The sequence below is a fragment of the Rahnella selenatireducens genome (genome assembly GCF_046449555.1).
Classification (GTDB): domain Bacteria; phylum Pseudomonadota; class Gammaproteobacteria; order Enterobacterales; family Enterobacteriaceae; genus Rahnella; species Rahnella selenatireducens.
The window spans coordinates 1-16,112 of record NZ_JBKEZJ010000003.1 but is presented as its reverse complement, the minus strand read 5'-3'; the positions used below and the strand labels follow the sequence as shown (position 1 = coordinate 16,112).

Here is a 16,112-nt window from a genome sequence, read left to right as displayed (position 1 = left end):
TGTGATAAGTAGGAAGAATTGAGAAATGGGCGATTAGCTCAGTTGGTAGAGCATCTCCTTTACACGGAGGGGGTCGGCGGTTCGAGCCCGTCATCGCCCACCATTTCTCAGCAAGTTTCTTCTTACATGGGGAAGTACCCAGAAGTGGGCGATTAGCTCAGTTGGTAGAGCATCTCCTTTACACGGAGGGGGTCGGCGGTTCGAGCCCGTCATCGCCCACCACTTCTGCGGGCCGTTAGCTCAGTTGGTAGAGCAGTTGACTTTTAATCAATTGGTCGCTGGTTCGAATCCAGCACGGCCCACCAATTCAGAGAAAAGCGCCTTTAAGCGCTTTTTTCGTTTCTGTTATCCGGAAGTTAAACCGTGATGGAGGCGAACCAGCTGCTGGTTCGAGCCGAGCGAAGCGAGACGACAACGCGCCAGCGTTGCCCGCAGGGTGAGGCCGAAGGCCGAATCAATCCAGCACGGCCCACCGCTCTTTACAGACGGGACGTAGAGAAAAGCGCCTTTAGGCGCTTTTTTCGTTTCTGCCATCCGGAAGTTATATCCTCCCCTCCGCTATTCCAGTTTGAACATCGGCACGACTTTATTGTGTAGTGCGGGATTATCGCTTTCGTCTTTCAGATTCACCCCGGACAGCTGGCGGTGGAATGATTGTTCGAGCAGCCACGCAAGTTTAAATGCCGCCTGCGGGTAGTCCAGCCCTTCCGGACGCACGTTTGAAATGCAATTGCGTTCTGATTCCAGCCTTTTGGTGTGCGGCCCCCAGGTCATATAAATCCCCAGGCTGTCCGGTGAGGATAACCCCGGACGTTCTCCAATCAGAATCGCTACCGCTCTGGCTTTCATCACCTGCGCAATGTCATCGCCTAATGCCACACGCGACTGATGCGCCAGCACCACGGGCCCGAGTTTCAGCCCAAGCGTCTGTAAATACGGCAACAGTGCTGCGATGAGCGGAACAGCCTGACGATGCACGGCCTTGGACGACAAACCGTCGGCGACGACCAGCACAATATCGGCCGGTTCATCCGCCTTTTCATTCAATGCCAGACGGCTGCTTTCCGAAAGTTTACGCCCCAGATCTGGCCGGCACAGATACGTTGCCCGATCAGGCGCGGCGCTGGCGACGGTCAGCGTTTGCAGCCCCAGTGCTTCGAGTTCGGGTTCCAGCTGCTGACTGTCAAAAGGCTGATGTACAGCGTCACGCGCCTGCGCATGCGCTAGACCAAAGCGCAGCAGTTCATCGGTGGGCAAACTTGAGCCCGTGCGCCCCAGTGCGATACGCGCCGCGGTAAATTGCCGCAGCGTTTCCCACGGGTTGCTATGCACCAGCGGCGAAAGTTCTTGCCCTTTTTCTTTGCTCATCACAACGGGCCTCAGATTAATTGCGGTAACTGGCGCAGTAACGGATGCGATGCGCGGGTGTCCTGCAACGCGCCCTGCGGATCAATAATTTTCATTTTCTCCAGCCAGACGGCAAATTCCGGCGCATGTTTCAGCCCCAGCAGTTCGCGGATGTACAGCGCGTCGTGGAAAGAGGTGCTCTGATAATTGAGCATGATGTCATCCGCGCCCGGCACACCAATCAGGAAAGTCAGCCCGGCGGTGCCCAGCAGCGTCAGCAGCGTATCCATATCGTCCTGATCGGCTTCGGCGTGGTTGGTGTAACACACGTCGCAGCCGAGCGGCACGCCCAGCAGTTTTCCGCAAAAATGGTCTTCCAGCCCGGCGCGGATAATTTGCTTACCGTCATACAGATATTCCGGCCCGATAAAGCCGACCACCGTATTAATCAGTAACGGCGAAAAATGCCGGGCAATGGCGTACGCGCGCGCTTCGCAGGTTTGCTGATCGACACCAAAATGCGCATTTGCCGACAGACAACTGCCCTGCCCCGTTTCGAAATACATGACGTTGTCACCCAGCGTCCCGCGTTTCAGACTGAGCGCCGCCTGTTGCGCTTCAGCCAGCAGCGCCAGATTAATGCCAAAACCGGTGTTCGCCGCTTCCGTTCCCGCAATCGACTGAAAGACCAGATCGACCGGCGCACCGCGCTCGACCAGCTTGATAGTATTGGTGACGTGCGTCAGTACGCATGATTGCGTCGGGATCTCGAACCGCGAAATGATGTCATCGAGCATATAATTGAGATTTTCCAGCAACGGCAAACTGTCACTGGCGGGATTAATGCCAATCACCGCATCGCCGGAACCGTAAAGCAAACCGTCGAGCATGCTGGCCGCAATGCCCTGCAAATTATCGGTAGGATGATTAGGTTGCAGGCGCACGCTCATGTGCCCCGGCAGCCCGATCGTGTTGCGGAACCGGGTAATCACCCGGCATTTTTTGGCGACCAGAATCAGATCCTGATTACGCATCAGCTTGCTGACCGCCGCCGCCATTTCCGGCGTAATGCCCTTTGCCACGGCGGCCAGCGTGAAGCTGTCAGTTTTTTCACTGAGCAGCCAGTCACGGAAATCACCCACAGTCAGATGGGAAATCGCGGCAAACGCCGCGACGTCATGTGTATCAACAATCAGCCGGGTGACTTCATCCTCTTCATAGGGCACCAGCAGTTGTTGCAGGAACGTCTTGAGCGGAACCTCCGCCAGCGCCATTTTTGCCGCCATACGCTCTTCCGCGCTGGTGGCTGCCACTTCAGCCAGATAATCCCCCGACCGCGCCGGGGACGCTTTTGCCATCAGTTCGCGTAAATCCGCAAACTGATAGCGGCGGTGGCTCAATGTCGTCTGAAACATAGCACTCCTTAGCAGGCCGGATTATTTGCCATTTTTGGCCGGAACCGGCTGTAGCCCGCGTAATTGCAGATCTTCAGCGGCATCGGCGCGAGCCTGATGGGTCAGGCGGAACCAGGCGTAAGCCAGCAACATCATGGCGGCGAAGATCATAAACAGTAAGGTGTTGTAGTAGATCATAGCGATAAGACAGACTACTGCCAGAACCAGCGCCAGTGCCGGCGCAAAAGGATAGAGTGGCGCACGGAACGGACGGATCAGGTTCGGTTCGCTGCGACGCAGTTTGAACAATGCGGCCATCGAAATGATGTACATCACAATCGCGCCAAACACCGACATTGTCACGATATTCGCCGTCAGCGGTTGCCCGCCAATCACAATCAGTGAATCAGAGAAAATCGCCGCAATCCCAACCACGCCACCGGCAATAATGCCCAGATGCGGCGTCTGGAAACGCGCATTCACACTCGACAGCCGTTTAGGCAGATAACCCGCCCGCGCCAGCGCAAAAATCTGCCGTGAATACCCCATGATGATGCCGTGGAATGACGCGATCAGGCCGAACAGCCCCAGCCACACCAGCATGTGCAACCAGCCGCTGTTGCTGCCGACAATCAGTTTCATCGCCTGCGGTAACGGGTCGTTGATGTTCGAAAGCTTGGTCCAGTCGCCCACGCCACCGGCAAACAGCATGACGCCCAGCGCGAGAACGGTCAGGGTCAGGATCCCACCGATAAACGCTTTCGGAATGGTGCGCTGCGGATCTTTGGCTTCTTCTGCGGCCATCGATGCGCCTTCAATTGCCAGGAAGAACCAGATGGCGAAAGGAATGGCGGCGAAAATGCCGGAGAATGCTGCCGGGCTGAAGGTATCGCTGCCCGCCCAGCCGCCGTGTACGAAGTTCGCCATCTCAAAGCCCGGCGCAACGACGCCCATAAAGACCAGCAATTCAAATATCGCCAGCAGCGTCACCAGCAATTCAAACGTTGCCGCAATGCTGACGCCCAAAATATTGAGCACCATAAAGACGATGTACGCGCCAACCGCCACCCATTTCGGCTCAATTGCCGGAAACTGCACGTTGAGATAGGCACCAATCGCCATGGCAATCGCGGGTGGCGCAAAAACAAATTCCACCAGCGTGGCAAATCCGGCAACAAATCCACCCGTCGGACCAAACGCGCGGTAAGCGTAAGCGAAAGGCCCGCCCGCATGCGGAATCGACGTGGTGAGCTCGGTGAAGCTAAAAATAAATGCACAATACATGGCGGCAATCACCAGTGCGGTGATAAGAAATCCCAGCGTGCCCGCCTGCGCCCAGCCGTAACTCCAGCCAAAATATTCGCCGGAAATAACCAGCCCGACGGCAATGCCCCAAAGTTTAAAACTGCCCAGCGTACGCTTTAAAACAGGTGTGACTTTCGTGGTTTGCATATGTGATCCCCTGCCCGGTGATAATGCAATTATTGTTCAAAGAGTATTTCAGCTGTCTTGCCCGCAGGGGATATTGCAAAGGCTGTACCACTTAAGAAATCCAGAACCGGCGCGGCCTGTAGCCCACCCTCTCGCATTTTTGCTTCATTTTGGCGCGAAGACGGAAAATGCATTGCCCGAAACGGTGCGTGGGAAAATGTCATCCACAGACGCTACAATTTGAGCTCATCAAAACGGGAGGTTTCGCGTGACGGAAATGGAACAACAAATTATAACCTGGCTGGCCGAGGAGCCGCTGCACCTGAAAGCGCTGTTGCAGGTCAGGGAGCTGGAACTCAATGATGCATGGCTGGCGGCGGGGTTCGTCCGCAATCTGGTCTGGGACCGGCTGCATGGCTACGCGCAGGCCACGCCGCTCAATGACATCGACGTGGTGTATTTCAGTCGCGAAGATTGCAGCGCACAGGCCGACGAACGTTACGAACAACGTCTGATAAAAGGTTCGCCCGAATTACCCTGGTCGGTGAAAAATCAGGCGCGCATGCATGAGCGCCACGGGCACGCGCCCTATTCTTCCAGCGCAGAAGCGATGAGCCATTGGGTGGAAGTAGAAACGGCGATTGGCGCGAGGATGAATGCTGACGGACTGATTGTACTGAACGCGCCTTTAGGGCTGGAGGGGCTGTTTGCCTTTAGTATCACGCCGAATCCGCGCCACGGCATTCCGGCTGTTTTTGCGCAACGCGTAAATGACAAAGGCTGGCTGACATTGTGGCCTGAGCTGAAAGTGCAAGAAATACGTTAACATTGTAAGGAATATGAAAACTCAATAAAGCCGGGCTGATGGCTGCCGATACCTGTTAAGCACTCTTACGTGCAAAATTTGATGAAAACACCGTTATAACAACACAGTGAGGCATTATGACTACTATCAGCGCCACCAGCAGTTCGGTGAGCCCGGCGTCCACCAGTGACTCCGGCAGCTCAAGCCAGATTGCTCAGTTAACCAAACAGATTGCGAAGCTAACTGAACAGGTCAAAAACCTGAGCAGCTCCGGCGGCAGCTCTGAAGACGTTCAGCAACAACAGGAACTTCTGCAACAACAGATCGAATTGCTGCAACAGCAAATTGCGCAAATCGAACAACAGCAAGCTCAGAAAGCACTTCAGCAGCAACAACAGCAACAAGCCGCCGCTGAAACGAAGAAAGAAGGCGTGAACAAACCGTCCGACACGAACGCCATCGATATCTACGTCTGATCGAAGTAAATATCCAAACAGCCAGCAAGGCGTCAGAAACCGAAAACGCCCTGCTGGTTGCGTTTTTCCCTCAGTAAATCCGCCTGCTCTTTTACGACCTGCCAGATGGCCTGTGCCGCCGGCGAGAGCGACCGGTTCTTACGTTTTACCAGCATCAGCACCCGGTTAATTTCAGGCACCAGCGGTTTTATGGCCAGACGGCTGCCTTCCGGCATCGGAAGCGCCAGTGCGGGCAACACGCTGATCCCGATCCCTGCTTCAACCATCGGGAATAACGTGGCCGGATGACCAATTTCCTGCGCGATTTCTGCTTTCACTTTCTGCGCTTTCAGTGCGCCGTCGATGAGTATGCGGCTACCTGACGCGTAATCCTGCAACACCAGTTTGCAGCCGTTGAGCGACGGCCAGCTGACAGCGGTTTGCGCAGCAAAAGGATGATCCTCGCGGCAGAGCAGCAAAAAAGGCTCATGCAAGATCGGTTCACAGTCGAGATCCGTACTCTCACCGGGATCGATCACAATACCGAAATCCACTTCTGCATTTCTCACGCTGCTCAGCACCAGCTGCTGCGCCTGATCACGCAGTAATATCCGAATATCCGGGTATTGCTTCTGACCGCTGGCGATACATTGTGGCATCAGTTGCGCGGAAATGGTCTGGCTGGAGGCGATTCTGACGCGGCCATTGTGCTGTGTTCCGAAACTCCGGGTATCGAGCAGCATCGCGTGCAGTTCGTCGAGCAACGGCTCCACCCGCTTTGACAAACTCAGCCCCGCGCTGGTCAGCACAACTTCGCGCGTTGTGCGGTCCAGCAAGCGGACACCCATTTCGGCTTCCAGCTCTTTCAAACTGTGACTGACGGCTGACTGTGAAAGACCGATCGCTTCCCCTGCCCGGCTGAAGCTGCCATAGCGTGCTACCGCAACAAAAACCCGAAGCTGCCTGAGAGAGTAATTCATGAATTTTCCACATCAATGGATTAAATAAATCAATTTTTTAATTGTATCGCAAACGCTCAAAATAGCGGAATTCCATTACGACTTCTCAGAGAATCCGCATGCGCTTCTTACCCGATCGTTTCACCTTAACGCTAATCGCCACTGTTTTACTCGCCACATTCTTTCCTGCCAGCGGGATGTTTGTTGCCTTTTTCAACAACCTGACCATTTTCGCCATCGGCTTGTTGTTCTTTATGCATGGCGCCAAACTGTCGCGCGAAGCTATTTTTCAGGGCAGCAATAATTGGCGGCTACATTTATGGGTGATGTTCAGTACGTTTATTCTGTTCCCGATCCTCGGCCTGCTGTTCCAGTGGTGGCATCCGGTTGACGTCAGCCCGCAGATTTACAGCGGGTTTGTGTATCTGTGTATTTTGCCAGCGACCGTTCAGTCAGCTATCGCATTCACTTCTCTGGCGGGAGGAAACGTCGCGGCGGCGGTGTGCAGCGCCTCAGCGTCCAGCCTGCTGGGCATTTTTGTTTCGCCGCTGCTGGTCAGTTTGCTGATGCATGTTCAAGGGGAAACGAGCAACGGGCTGGAGCAGGTCGGGCATATTGTACTGCAACTGCTGGTGCCGTTTATCGCCGGGCATTTGCTGCGTCCGCTGATTGGCGGTTTTGTGGAACGTCACCGCAAGATGATCGGCAAAACCGACCAGACGTCGATCCTCCTGGTGGTGTATTCAGCGTTCAGTGAAGCCGTCACGCAGGGGATCTGGCATCAGGTGGGCATCGGTTCCCTGCTGTTTATCGTGGCGTTCAGTCTGGTGCTGCTGGCCTTCATTCTGGTGATCAATACCTACGCCGCGCGCTGGCTGGGATTCAGTAAACCGGATGAAATTACCATTGTGTTCTGCGGATCGAAAAAGAGTCTGGCGAACGGCATTCCGATGGCCAATATCCTCTTCCCGGTGAGTGCGATTGGGATGATGGTTCTGCCGCTGATGATTTTTCATCAGGTACAGCTGATGACCTGTGCGGTGCTGGCGAAACGCTATCAGAAAAAACAAAAAGAAGTGGCGCTCAGACAGATGCAGGTGACCGAGTAATGTCAAAAATAAACGCGCTGAAATCAGCGCCTTTATTATCAGGATGAAGTGTTGTTAATCGTCCGTGCCGCCCAACCCCGGTCCGTTGCGGCGCAACGGATTAATCAGGCTTTGCAGCCCTTCGCTTTTAATCGCCAGCGTCAGCTGCATCAGTTCGCCGAGTTTCCCCTCCGGAAATTCATCTTTGCGGGCGAACCACAGCAGATATTCCTCAGGCAAATCAATTAGCACCCTTCCGGCATATTTGCCAAAAGGCATCACCGTATTGGCGATTTTAATCAGATCTTCTTTTTCCATTTTAGTCGCCCAGCAGGCGGATCATCTCCGCTTCGTCGATGACTTCGATGCCCAGTTCCTGCGCTTTCGCCAGTTTTGATCCCGCCGCTTCACCGGCGATCACCAGATCAGTTTTCTTTGACACGCTGCCGGACACTTTTGCCCCCAGCGTAGTCAGACGATCTTTCGCTTCATCGCGCGACAAAACAGACAACGACCCGGTCAGCACCACGGTTTTACCGGCGAACGGACTGTCGATTTCTTCAGGCACAATGACCTGAACGTCCGGCCAGTGAATGTTAATTTCCGGGCTCAGCAATTCGTCGATCACCTGCTGGTTATGTTCTTCGGACAGGAAATTCACGACGTGTTTCGCCACAACATCACCGACGTCCGGCACGGTTTTCAGCGATTCAATATCCGCGGCTTTCAGTGCGTCGACTGAGCCGTAATGCGCTGCAAGATTGGCTGCCGTGGCTTCGCCCACTTCACGGATGCCCAGCGCATACAGGAACCGCGCCAGCGTGGTTTCTTTGGCTTTTTCCAGCGCATTCACCACATTTTGGGCTGATTTCGGCCCCATGCGATCCAGCCCGGTGAGCTTGCCGGCGGTCAGACGGAACAGATCAGCCGGATTTTTGACGTACTCTTTTTCCACCAGCTGATCGATAATTTTGTCGCCCATACCGTCAACGTCCAGCGCGCGGCGGGAGACGAAATGCTTGAGAGCCTCTTTGCGTTGCGCACCACAAATCAGGCCAGCGGTACAACGGGCAACGGCTTCGCCTTCGACACGCTCAACGTCTGAATGACAGACCGGACAATGCGTCGGGAAAACCACTTCACGGGCATCCTCCGGACGTTCATCCAGCACGACGCCCACCACCTGCGGAATAACATCCCCGGCGCGGCGGACGATCACAGTATCGCCGATACGCAGGCCAAGGCGCTCAATTTCATCTGCATTATGCAGTGTCGCATTGCTGACCATTACGCCCGCCACCAGCACTGGCTCCAGACGGGCAACCGGTGTAATCGCGCCGGTGCGTCCGACCTGAAACTCGACGTCTTTCACCAGCGTAATCTGTTCCTGCGCCGGGAATTTAAACGCCGTTGCCCATCGCGGTGCGCGCGCCACAAAGCCCAGCGTTTCCTGAATATCCAGAGAATCAATTTTGACTACCACGCCGTCGATATCAAAACCGAGCGACGGGCGATCGGCTTCAACCTGACGGTAAAACGCCAACACGTCGTCGCTGCCGGTACACACACGGACGCGATCGCTGACCGGCAATCCCCAGGCTTTAAGCTGTTGCAGACGATCATAATGACTGCGTGGCAGTCCACCGCCTTCCAGCAGCCCCACGCCGTAGCAGAAGAAAGTCAGCGGTCGTTTGGCAGTGATGCGCGGATCGAGCTGGCGCAAAGAACCTGCCGCCGCATTACGCGGGTTAGCGAACACTTTCCCGCCGGTGCGTCGTGCTTCTTCATTCATCGCTTCAAAGCCCGGCTGCGGCATAAAGACTTCGCCACGCACTTCCAGGCGCTCAGGAATATTGTCACCGTGCAGACGCAGCGGAATGGCGCGGATGGTGCGCACATTGGCCGTGATGTTCTCGCCGGTTGTGCCGTCACCGCGCGTTGCCGCCTGCACCAGTTCGCCATTTTCATACAGCAAACTGACCGCCAGACCGTCGAGCTTCAGCTCACAGCAGAATGTCAGCGGTTCAGTGGTTTTCAGCCGGTCCTGAACGCGTTTATAAAACGCCAGATAGCTTTCTTCATCGAAAACGTTGTCCAGCGACAGCATCGGCACACGGTGTTTCACCTGCTCAAAAGCCGATAGCGGCGCGGCACCCACGCGCTGAGTCGGTGAGTCAGCGGTAATCAGTTCAGGATGCGCGGTTTCCAGCTCGCGCAGTTCGCGCATTAACCGGTCATATTCGGCATCCGGCACTTCCGGGGCATCCAGAACGTGATACTGATATTCGTGATGACGCAGCTGAGTGCGTAAATGATTGATCTGTTGTTCGATAGTGGCCATGACTCACCGTGGAGATAAAAAACCCCCGGCAAGCGGGGGTTAGGGGAATGGGTGTTTCACGAACGCCAGAATCAGGCGGTCGCCTCGAGGACCTCACGGATCCGCGCTTTGTAAGTTTCCAGCTTCTGCGGCGTAATCATACGACGCTCATCATCAAGCACCATCGCACCGACATCATCGGCAATACGCTGGGCTGACTGCAGCAGCAATTTGAAGTTCTGATGCGCATCGCCGTAGCAAGGCACCATCATGAACAACGTAACGCCAGGGGTGGAGAAGTCGGACATATTGTCAGGATCAAACGACCCCGGTTTGACCATATTGGCCAGACTGAACAATACCGGACCGCTGCCAGCAGGGCTGACGTGACGATGGAAAATATTCATCGCGCCAAACTGGAAGCCGGACTGAAGCACGCTGTTAAGCAACACTTCACCGCCAATCACGCCGCCCTGATGCGCTGCAACGTGCAGAACCAGAACAGTCTCTTTCAGTTTAGCTTTCTCTGCCGGCGCTTCTTCAGCAGGTGCAAAAGGCGCAGGCTGAGGTTCAGCTCTCGCAGCCGGTGCGGCCTCGGCATGAATTTCCTGCGGTGGAACCGGCGCGTGCGGTTTTACCTCAGGGGCAAAATCAGCGACAGGTTCGTGACGCAGGGCCTCAGGTTCAGCGGCGGAATAACCACTGAGCAACGGATCTTCCTGCACAGCATGCTGTTGCGGACGAACGGTTGGTTGAGGACGGGCAACAGGCGCTGGCTGCTCAGGCGTAACCTGCGGCTGACGTGGCGGTGCAGTCTGTTCCGGTTCTTCGTCATACTGACCGAAAGCCGGTTCATCCTGAGGATAAGCAGAACGCACGCGCACTTCCCCCACTCCATCGACAAAATCATCAGACGGAGATTGCTCCCGTTCTTTTTTCACACGTTTAGCTGGGCGATCACGAAAAAGCGAAGAGCGTTCTTTACGGCTGGTCCACAAACCGTGTAACAACAACGCTATTATGGCGATCGCGCCAACAACGATTAATATCAGACGCAAATCCTGCATCATTGCTATCTCTGTTGTTCTAATTCATTGCCACCACGGCAAACATTCACAATATTAACTCTATTTGCCCACGTAGATAAGTGCAAGTCTCGACTCTACTTTCTGCTAATAAATAGGGTAGTTGCACCTTTTTTTGCTGTTTTTTCAGCCAATCCACTGCTAGCCAGTGGAAAATCATACCGATATGATAGCCCATGTCATTCAACTCAGAGAGAAAATTTCGTTTATGACTTCATCGCAAAGCGCCAGACAAGAAAACGGCGTGCATTATTTCAAACAGGGCTGGACGCTCATTTCCTTACCCGGGATACGACGTTTTGTGATTTTACCGCTGGCCGTGAACGTTGTCCTGATGGGCGGCGCGTTCTGGTGGCTGTTTACCAAACTGGGAGAGTGGATCCCGGCAATGATGAGCAAAGTCCCGGCCTGGCTCAGCTGGCTGGATTATCTGGTCTGGCCGATCGTCGTGCTTTCCGTGCTGCTGGTGTTCAGCTATTTTTTCAGCACGATTGCTAACTGGATAGCCGCGCCATTCAGTGGATTACTCGCGGAACAGCTCGAGGCACGCCTGACCGGAAAACCGCTGCCTGACAGCGGTATCTGGGACATCATGAAAGATCTGCCGCGCATTATGAAACGCGAATGGCAGAAACTGGCGTATTACCTGCCCCGCGCGGTGCTGTTGTTTGCATTGTATTTCATTCCAGTGATTGGCCAGACTATCGCGCCGGTGCTGTGGTTCTTCTTCAGCGCGTGGATGGTCGTGATTCAGTATTGCGACTACCCGTTCGACAACCACAAAGTCAGCTTTGCCGATATGCGCCGCTCGCTCGGCAGCAACAAAATCGACAACATGCAGTTTGGCTCGCTGGTCAGCCTGTTCACGATGATCCCGGTGTTGAATCTGGTGATCCTGCCCGTCGCCGTTTGCGGAGCCACCGCCATGTGGTGCGACCGTTACCGCGCGGTGTATGTAAAAAATAATATCGATGTTAATACCACGCGAACATAGCGGCGCAATCCGCATCCCGACCCTTTTTTTCCTCAACAGCCGCCTCCGTGCGGCTGTTTGCTATGCTTGACTTTTTTATCCCAAACTTATTTCTTAATAACGGATCGGTATAGCAAATACCAAAACCTTACTTCACTCGGAAAGCCGTTCGCGTATGCTTTTCTGATTCCCACTAATTTCATAGTGTTGAAAGCTTCACACCGTGAATATTTCATACAGTTAAAGGACGGGTTATGAGCAAGATCTATGAAGACAATTCATTAACAATTGGCCACACGCCACTGGTTCGCCTGAACCGCATCGGTAATGGTCGCATCCTGGCTAAGGTCGAGTCGCGTAACCCGAGCTTCAGCGTCAAATGCCGTATCGGCGCAAATATGATTTGGGATGCCGAAAAACGCGGCATTCTGAACAAAGATATCGAACTGGTAGAACCGACCAGCGGGAACACCGGGATTGCACTGGCGTACGTTGCAGCCGCGCGCGGTTACAAACTCACGCTGACTATGCCGGAAACCATGAGCGTTGAACGCCGTAAGCTGCTGAAAGCACTGGGTGCAAACCTGGTTCTGACTGAAGGCGCGAAGGGCATGAAAGGCGCGATTGCGAAAGCCGAAGAAATTCAGGCCAGCGATCCGGATCGTTACCTCATCCTTCAGCAGTTCAGCAACCCGGCCAACCCGGCGATCCACGAACAAACCACCGGCCCGGAAATCTGGGAAGATACCGATGGCGCGGTTGACGTGCTGATTGCAGGCGTCGGCACCGGCGATACTATCACAGGTACAGGTCGTTATCTGAAAAGCAAAAAAAGCAGTGTCACGCTGGTAGCCGTTGAGCCAACCGATTCTCCGGTAATTACTCAAACGCTGAATGGCGAAGAAGTGAAACCAGGTCCGCACAAAATTCAGGGTATTGGTGCCGGTTTTATTCCGGGCAACCTGGATCTGGAACTGCTGGATCGCGTCACGCTGATCACTAATGACGAATCTATTCAGATGGCACGCCGCCTGATGGATGAAGAAGGCATCCTGGCGGGGATTTCTTCCGGTGCAGCTGTAGAAGCCGCAGTGAAATTGTCAAAAGAACCGGAGTTTGCTGATAAAACTATCGTCGTTATCCTGCCATCTTCCGGCGAGCGCTACCTGAGCACCGCATTGTTTGCAGATTTGTTTACGGAAAAAGAATTGCAACAATAATGCCACATCCTTAAAAGCGATTAAAAAAGCACCTTTCGGGGTGCTTTTTTGTGGGCTACGTCAAAGTTTATACCACTCCATCATTGATTTTACGCGCCAGGTTTAGTATTTAACCGGACAATTATTTCGCTGCGTGAAATTAATCGCTTCCATAACGCCGCCCGCTGAATCGATTTACCGATTTGTTACATGAGGGAAAAAAACGGCATAATGGCGGAATAACAGGAAAGCTTGGATCTAGGGCAAAGTGTTTTATCGCTGAGTGCGCTATTTTCTCTTTTCTGTTGCATCTGAACCTGCCCCTGAACCATAGTCAGGCGCTAATCTCTACAGGCTAAAGTGAAGCCTATAAGCTAAACTTTAGTCCCACAACATTACTTTAATAAGTTGGGGAAACAACAATGTTCCAGCAAGAAGTTACTATTACCGCTCCTAATGGTCTGCACACTCGCCCTGCTGCACAGTTCGTGAAAGAAGCCAAAGGTTTTGCTTCTGACATCACCGTGACTTCAAACGGTAAAAGCGCCAGTGCTAAAAGCCTGTTCAAACTGCAAACTCTGGGCCTGACCCAAGGTACCGTTGTGACCCTCTCAGCTGAAGGTGAAGACGAGCAAAAAGCCGTTGAACACTTGGTAAAACTGATGGCAGAGCTCGAGTAACAACAGCCGCTCTTATATAGTTTAAACCAGTCAAGAGAAAGGTAGGGTTATGATTTCAGGCATTTTAGTATCTCCCGGTATCGCTTTCGGCAAAGCACTTCTGTTGAAAGAAGATGAAATAGTCATCAACCGGAAAAAAATCTCTCCTGATCAGGTTGATCAGGAAGTTGAACGTTTCCTTGCTGGCCGTGCGAAAGCATCAGCCCAGTTGGAAGTGATCAAGACCAAAGCCGGTGAGACCTTCGGTGAAGAGAAAGAAGCCATCTTCGAAGGCCACATCATGTTGTTGGAAGACGAAGAGCTTGAACAGGAAATCATAGCCCTCATCAAAGACGAGCACGCTTCTGCGGATGCGGCTGCTTTCTCTGTGATTGAAGGCCAGGCGAAAGCCCTGGAAGAGCTGGACGATGAATACCTGAAAGAACGTGCGGCTGACGTACGTGATATCGGTAAACGTCTGCTGCGCAACATTTTGGACATGGCTATCGTTGATCTGAGTTCAATCCAGGACGAAGTTATTCTGGTTGCGACCGATCTGACGCCATCAGAAACCGCACAGCTGAACCTGAACAAGGTTCTGGGCTTCATTACTGATTTGGGTGGTCGTACTTCTCACACCTCAATCATGGCACGTTCACTGGAACTACCTGCCATCGTCGGCACCAGTGATGTGACCAAACAAGTCAAAAATGATGATTATCTGATCCTCGACGCTGTAAACAATAAAATCTATGTCAACCCGACGGCAGACGTTATTGATGAGCTGAAAGCGGTTCAGAACCAGTACATCTCTGAAAAAGACGAACTGACCAAACTGAAAGACCTGCCGGCGATTACGCTGGACGGCCATCAGGTGGAAGTTTGTGCCAACATCGGTACCGTGCGCGACGTCGCCGGTGCAGAGCGCAATGGCGCTGAAGGTGTCGGCCTGTATCGTACAGAATTCCTGTTCATGGACCGTGACAGCCTGCCTACCGAAGAAGAGCAATTCCAGGCATATAAAGCCGTTGCTGAAGCGATGGGTTCACAGGCAGTTATCGTACGTACCATGGACATCGGCGGTGATAAAGACCTGCCGTACATGAACCTGCCAAAAGAAGAAAACCCATTCCTGGGCTGGCGTGCAATCCGTATCTGTCTGGACCGTAAAGAAATTCTTCACGACCAACTGAAAGGTATTCTGCGTGCTTCTGCGTTCGGCAAACTGCGCATCATGTTCCCGATGATCATTTCTGTTGAAGAAGTGCGTGAACTGAAAGCAGAACTCGAAATGCTGAAAGTTGAGCTGCGTGAAAAAGGCCAGGCATTCGATGAAACGATCGAAGTCGGCGTGATGGTTGAGACTCCAGCGGCTGCTGTGATTGCTCATCATCTGGCGAAAGAAGTCGATTTCTTCAGTATTGGTACAAACGATCTTACCCAGTATACTTTGGCGGTGGATCGCGGTAATGAGCTGATTTCTCATCTGTACAACCCAATGTCTCCGTCTGTACTTGGTTTAATTAAACAAGTTATTGACGCATCTCATGCTGCCGGTAAATGGACAGGGATGTGTGGCGAGCTAGCCGGTGACGAACGTGCTACACTTCTTCTATTGGGCATGGGGTTAGATGAGTTCAGCATGAGTGCTATCTCTATCCCACGCATCAAGAAAATTATTCGCAATACAAACTTCGAAGATGTGAAAGCGCTGGCAGATCAGGCCCTGGCCCAACCTACGGCGCAAGAGTTGATGAACCTGGTTAACAAGTTCATTGAAGAAAAAACACTCTGCTAATTGCGCGATGCTGTAAAGCTGCCCAAATTAATGCTTAGGAGAAGATCATGGGTTTGTTCGATAAACTGAAATCATTGGTTTCGGATGATAAAAAAGACGTTGGCATCATTGAAATCGTGGCGCCGCTGTCTGGTGAAATTGTCAACATTGAAGACGTGCCTGACGTTGTTTTCGCTGAGAAAATCGTAGGCGACGGTATTGCTATCAAACCAGCGGGCAACAAAATGGTTGCTCCGGTTGACGGGACTATCGGTAAAATCTTCGAAACTAACCATGCTTTCTCAATCGAATCCGACAGTGGCATCGAACTGTTTGTTCACTTCGGTATCGACACCGTTGAACTGAAAGGCGAAGGCTTCAAACGTATCGCCGAAGAAGGTCAGCGTGTTAAGAAAGGCGATTTGGTAATCGAATTTGATCTGGCCCTTCTGGAAGAGAAAGCGAAGTCTACCCTGACTCCGGTTGTTATCTCTAACATGGACGAGATCAAAGAGCTGATTAAACTGACCGGTAGCGTGACTGTGGGCGAAACCCCAATCATCCGCATCAAGAAGTAATCAGCCCGAAGAAATAAGAAGTTAAAAAACGGCGCCTTGTGC

The 16,112-nt window shown here is 53.0% G+C and carries 15 protein-coding genes, 3 tRNA genes and 1 other RNA gene; 12 read left to right on the top strand and 7 right to left on the bottom strand.

From position 1 onward, the window contains the following. Positions 1-27 precede the first annotated feature (27 nt). From ACLBVC_RS05880 to ACLBVC_RS05865, 4 genes are all read left to right on the top strand, one after another. Positions 28-103, top strand: a tRNA-Val gene (locus ACLBVC_RS05880). Positions 104-146: 43 nt separating this feature from the next. Next, a tRNA-Val gene (locus ACLBVC_RS05875) sits at positions 147-222 on the top strand. 7 nt (positions 223-229) lie between these two features. Continuing rightward, positions 230-305, top strand: a tRNA-Lys gene (locus ACLBVC_RS05870). A gap of 44 nt (positions 306-349) precedes the next feature. Further along, a non-coding RNA gene (locus ACLBVC_RS05865) (RtT sRNA) lies at positions 350-475 on the top strand. Between the two features lie 83 nt (positions 476-558). Here ACLBVC_RS05865 and eutC read toward each other — a convergent pair. The 3 genes from eutC to eat are packed head-to-tail and all read right to left on the bottom strand — an operon-like array spanning position 559 to position 4,193. Next, complete coding sequence (eutC, locus tag ACLBVC_RS05860) at positions 559-1,368, bottom strand: ethanolamine ammonia-lyase subunit EutC (RefSeq protein WP_410148860.1); 810 nt, start codon at positions 1,366-1,368, stop codon at positions 559-561. 11 nt (positions 1,369-1,379) lie between these two features. Continuing rightward, positions 1,380-2,762: an ethanolamine ammonia-lyase subunit EutB gene (locus ACLBVC_RS05855; protein ID WP_410148859.1), complete on the bottom strand. Its 1,383-nt coding sequence runs from the start codon at positions 2,760-2,762 to the stop codon at positions 1,380-1,382. A 21-nt stretch (positions 2,763-2,783) separates the two neighbouring features. After that, positions 2,784-4,193 carry an ethanolamine permease gene (gene eat / locus ACLBVC_RS05850; RefSeq protein WP_410148858.1) on the bottom strand — a complete coding sequence of 470 codons (1,410 nt, stop codon included), beginning with the start codon at positions 4,191-4,193 and terminating at the stop codon, positions 2,784-2,786. A 256-nt stretch (positions 4,194-4,449) separates the two neighbouring features. Between eat and ACLBVC_RS05845 the strand changes: the two genes are divergently transcribed. Both ACLBVC_RS05845 and ACLBVC_RS05840 read left to right on the top strand, forming a co-directional pair. After that, positions 4,450-4,998, top strand: a complete 549-nt coding sequence (locus ACLBVC_RS05845) for a nucleotidyltransferase family protein (protein WP_410148857.1) — start codon at positions 4,450-4,452, stop codon at positions 4,996-4,998. Between the two features lie 116 nt (positions 4,999-5,114). Then, on the top strand, positions 5,115-5,453 hold the full coding sequence (locus ACLBVC_RS05840) for a FlxA-like family protein (protein ID WP_410148856.1): 339 nt from the start codon (positions 5,115-5,117) through the stop codon (positions 5,451-5,453). A gap of 32 nt (positions 5,454-5,485) precedes the next feature. Here ACLBVC_RS05840 and ACLBVC_RS05835 read toward each other — a convergent pair whose 3' ends face one another. Continuing rightward, positions 5,486-6,412, bottom strand: a complete 927-nt coding sequence (locus ACLBVC_RS05835) for a LysR family transcriptional regulator (protein ID WP_410148855.1) — start codon at positions 6,410-6,412, stop codon at positions 5,486-5,488. A 98-nt stretch (positions 6,413-6,510) separates the two neighbouring features. On the opposite strand from ACLBVC_RS05835, the gene ACLBVC_RS05830 reads away from it, so the two are divergent. Beyond that, positions 6,511-7,500: a bile acid:sodium symporter family protein gene (locus ACLBVC_RS05830; protein WP_410148854.1), complete on the top strand. Its 990-nt coding sequence runs from the start codon at positions 6,511-6,513 to the stop codon at positions 7,498-7,500. 54 nt (positions 7,501-7,554) lie between these two features. Here ACLBVC_RS05830 and ACLBVC_RS05825 read toward each other — a convergent pair whose 3' ends face one another. The 3 genes from ACLBVC_RS05825 to zipA form a co-directional block, all read right to left on the bottom strand. Further along, a complete protein-coding gene (locus tag ACLBVC_RS05825) occupies positions 7,555-7,797 on the bottom strand; it encodes a DUF3820 family protein (RefSeq protein ID WP_410148853.1) in 243 nt (80 codons plus the stop codon). A 1-nt stretch (position 7,798) separates the two neighbouring features. Next, on the bottom strand, positions 7,799-9,820 hold the full coding sequence (gene ligA / locus ACLBVC_RS05820) for an NAD-dependent DNA ligase LigA (RefSeq protein WP_410148852.1): 2,022 nt from the start codon (positions 9,818-9,820) through the stop codon (positions 7,799-7,801). A gap of 71 nt (positions 9,821-9,891) precedes the next feature. Continuing rightward, positions 9,892-10,869 (bottom strand): cell division protein ZipA, encoded by a 978-nt coding sequence (gene zipA, locus ACLBVC_RS05815; protein ID WP_410148851.1) that lies wholly within the window; start codon positions 10,867-10,869, stop codon positions 9,892-9,894. 223 nt (positions 10,870-11,092) lie between these two features. Between zipA and cysZ the strand changes: the two genes are divergently transcribed. The 5 genes from cysZ (at position 11,093) to crr (ending at position 16,070) form a co-directional block, all read left to right on the top strand. Next, on the top strand, positions 11,093-11,878 hold the full coding sequence (gene cysZ / locus ACLBVC_RS05810) for a sulfate transporter CysZ (RefSeq protein WP_410148850.1): 786 nt from the start codon (positions 11,093-11,095) through the stop codon (positions 11,876-11,878). 233 nt (positions 11,879-12,111) lie between these two features. Further along, positions 12,112-13,077 (top strand): cysteine synthase A, encoded by a 966-nt coding sequence (cysK, locus tag ACLBVC_RS05805; RefSeq protein ID WP_410148849.1) that lies wholly within the window; start codon positions 12,112-12,114, stop codon positions 13,075-13,077. A gap of 401 nt (positions 13,078-13,478) precedes the next feature. Then, positions 13,479-13,736, top strand: coding sequence for a phosphocarrier protein Hpr (gene ptsH / locus ACLBVC_RS05800; RefSeq protein WP_013574433.1), 258 nt, complete (start codon positions 13,479-13,481; stop codon positions 13,734-13,736). Between the two features lie 49 nt (positions 13,737-13,785). Beyond that, positions 13,786-15,513, top strand: a complete 1,728-nt coding sequence (ptsI, locus tag ACLBVC_RS05795; protein WP_195816211.1) for a phosphoenolpyruvate-protein phosphotransferase PtsI — start codon at positions 13,786-13,788, stop codon at positions 15,511-15,513. A 47-nt stretch (positions 15,514-15,560) separates the two neighbouring features. After that, positions 15,561-16,070: a PTS glucose transporter subunit IIA gene (gene crr / locus ACLBVC_RS05790; protein WP_152324516.1), complete on the top strand. Its 510-nt coding sequence runs from the start codon at positions 15,561-15,563 to the stop codon at positions 16,068-16,070. Positions 16,071-16,112: the final 42 nt, after the last annotated feature.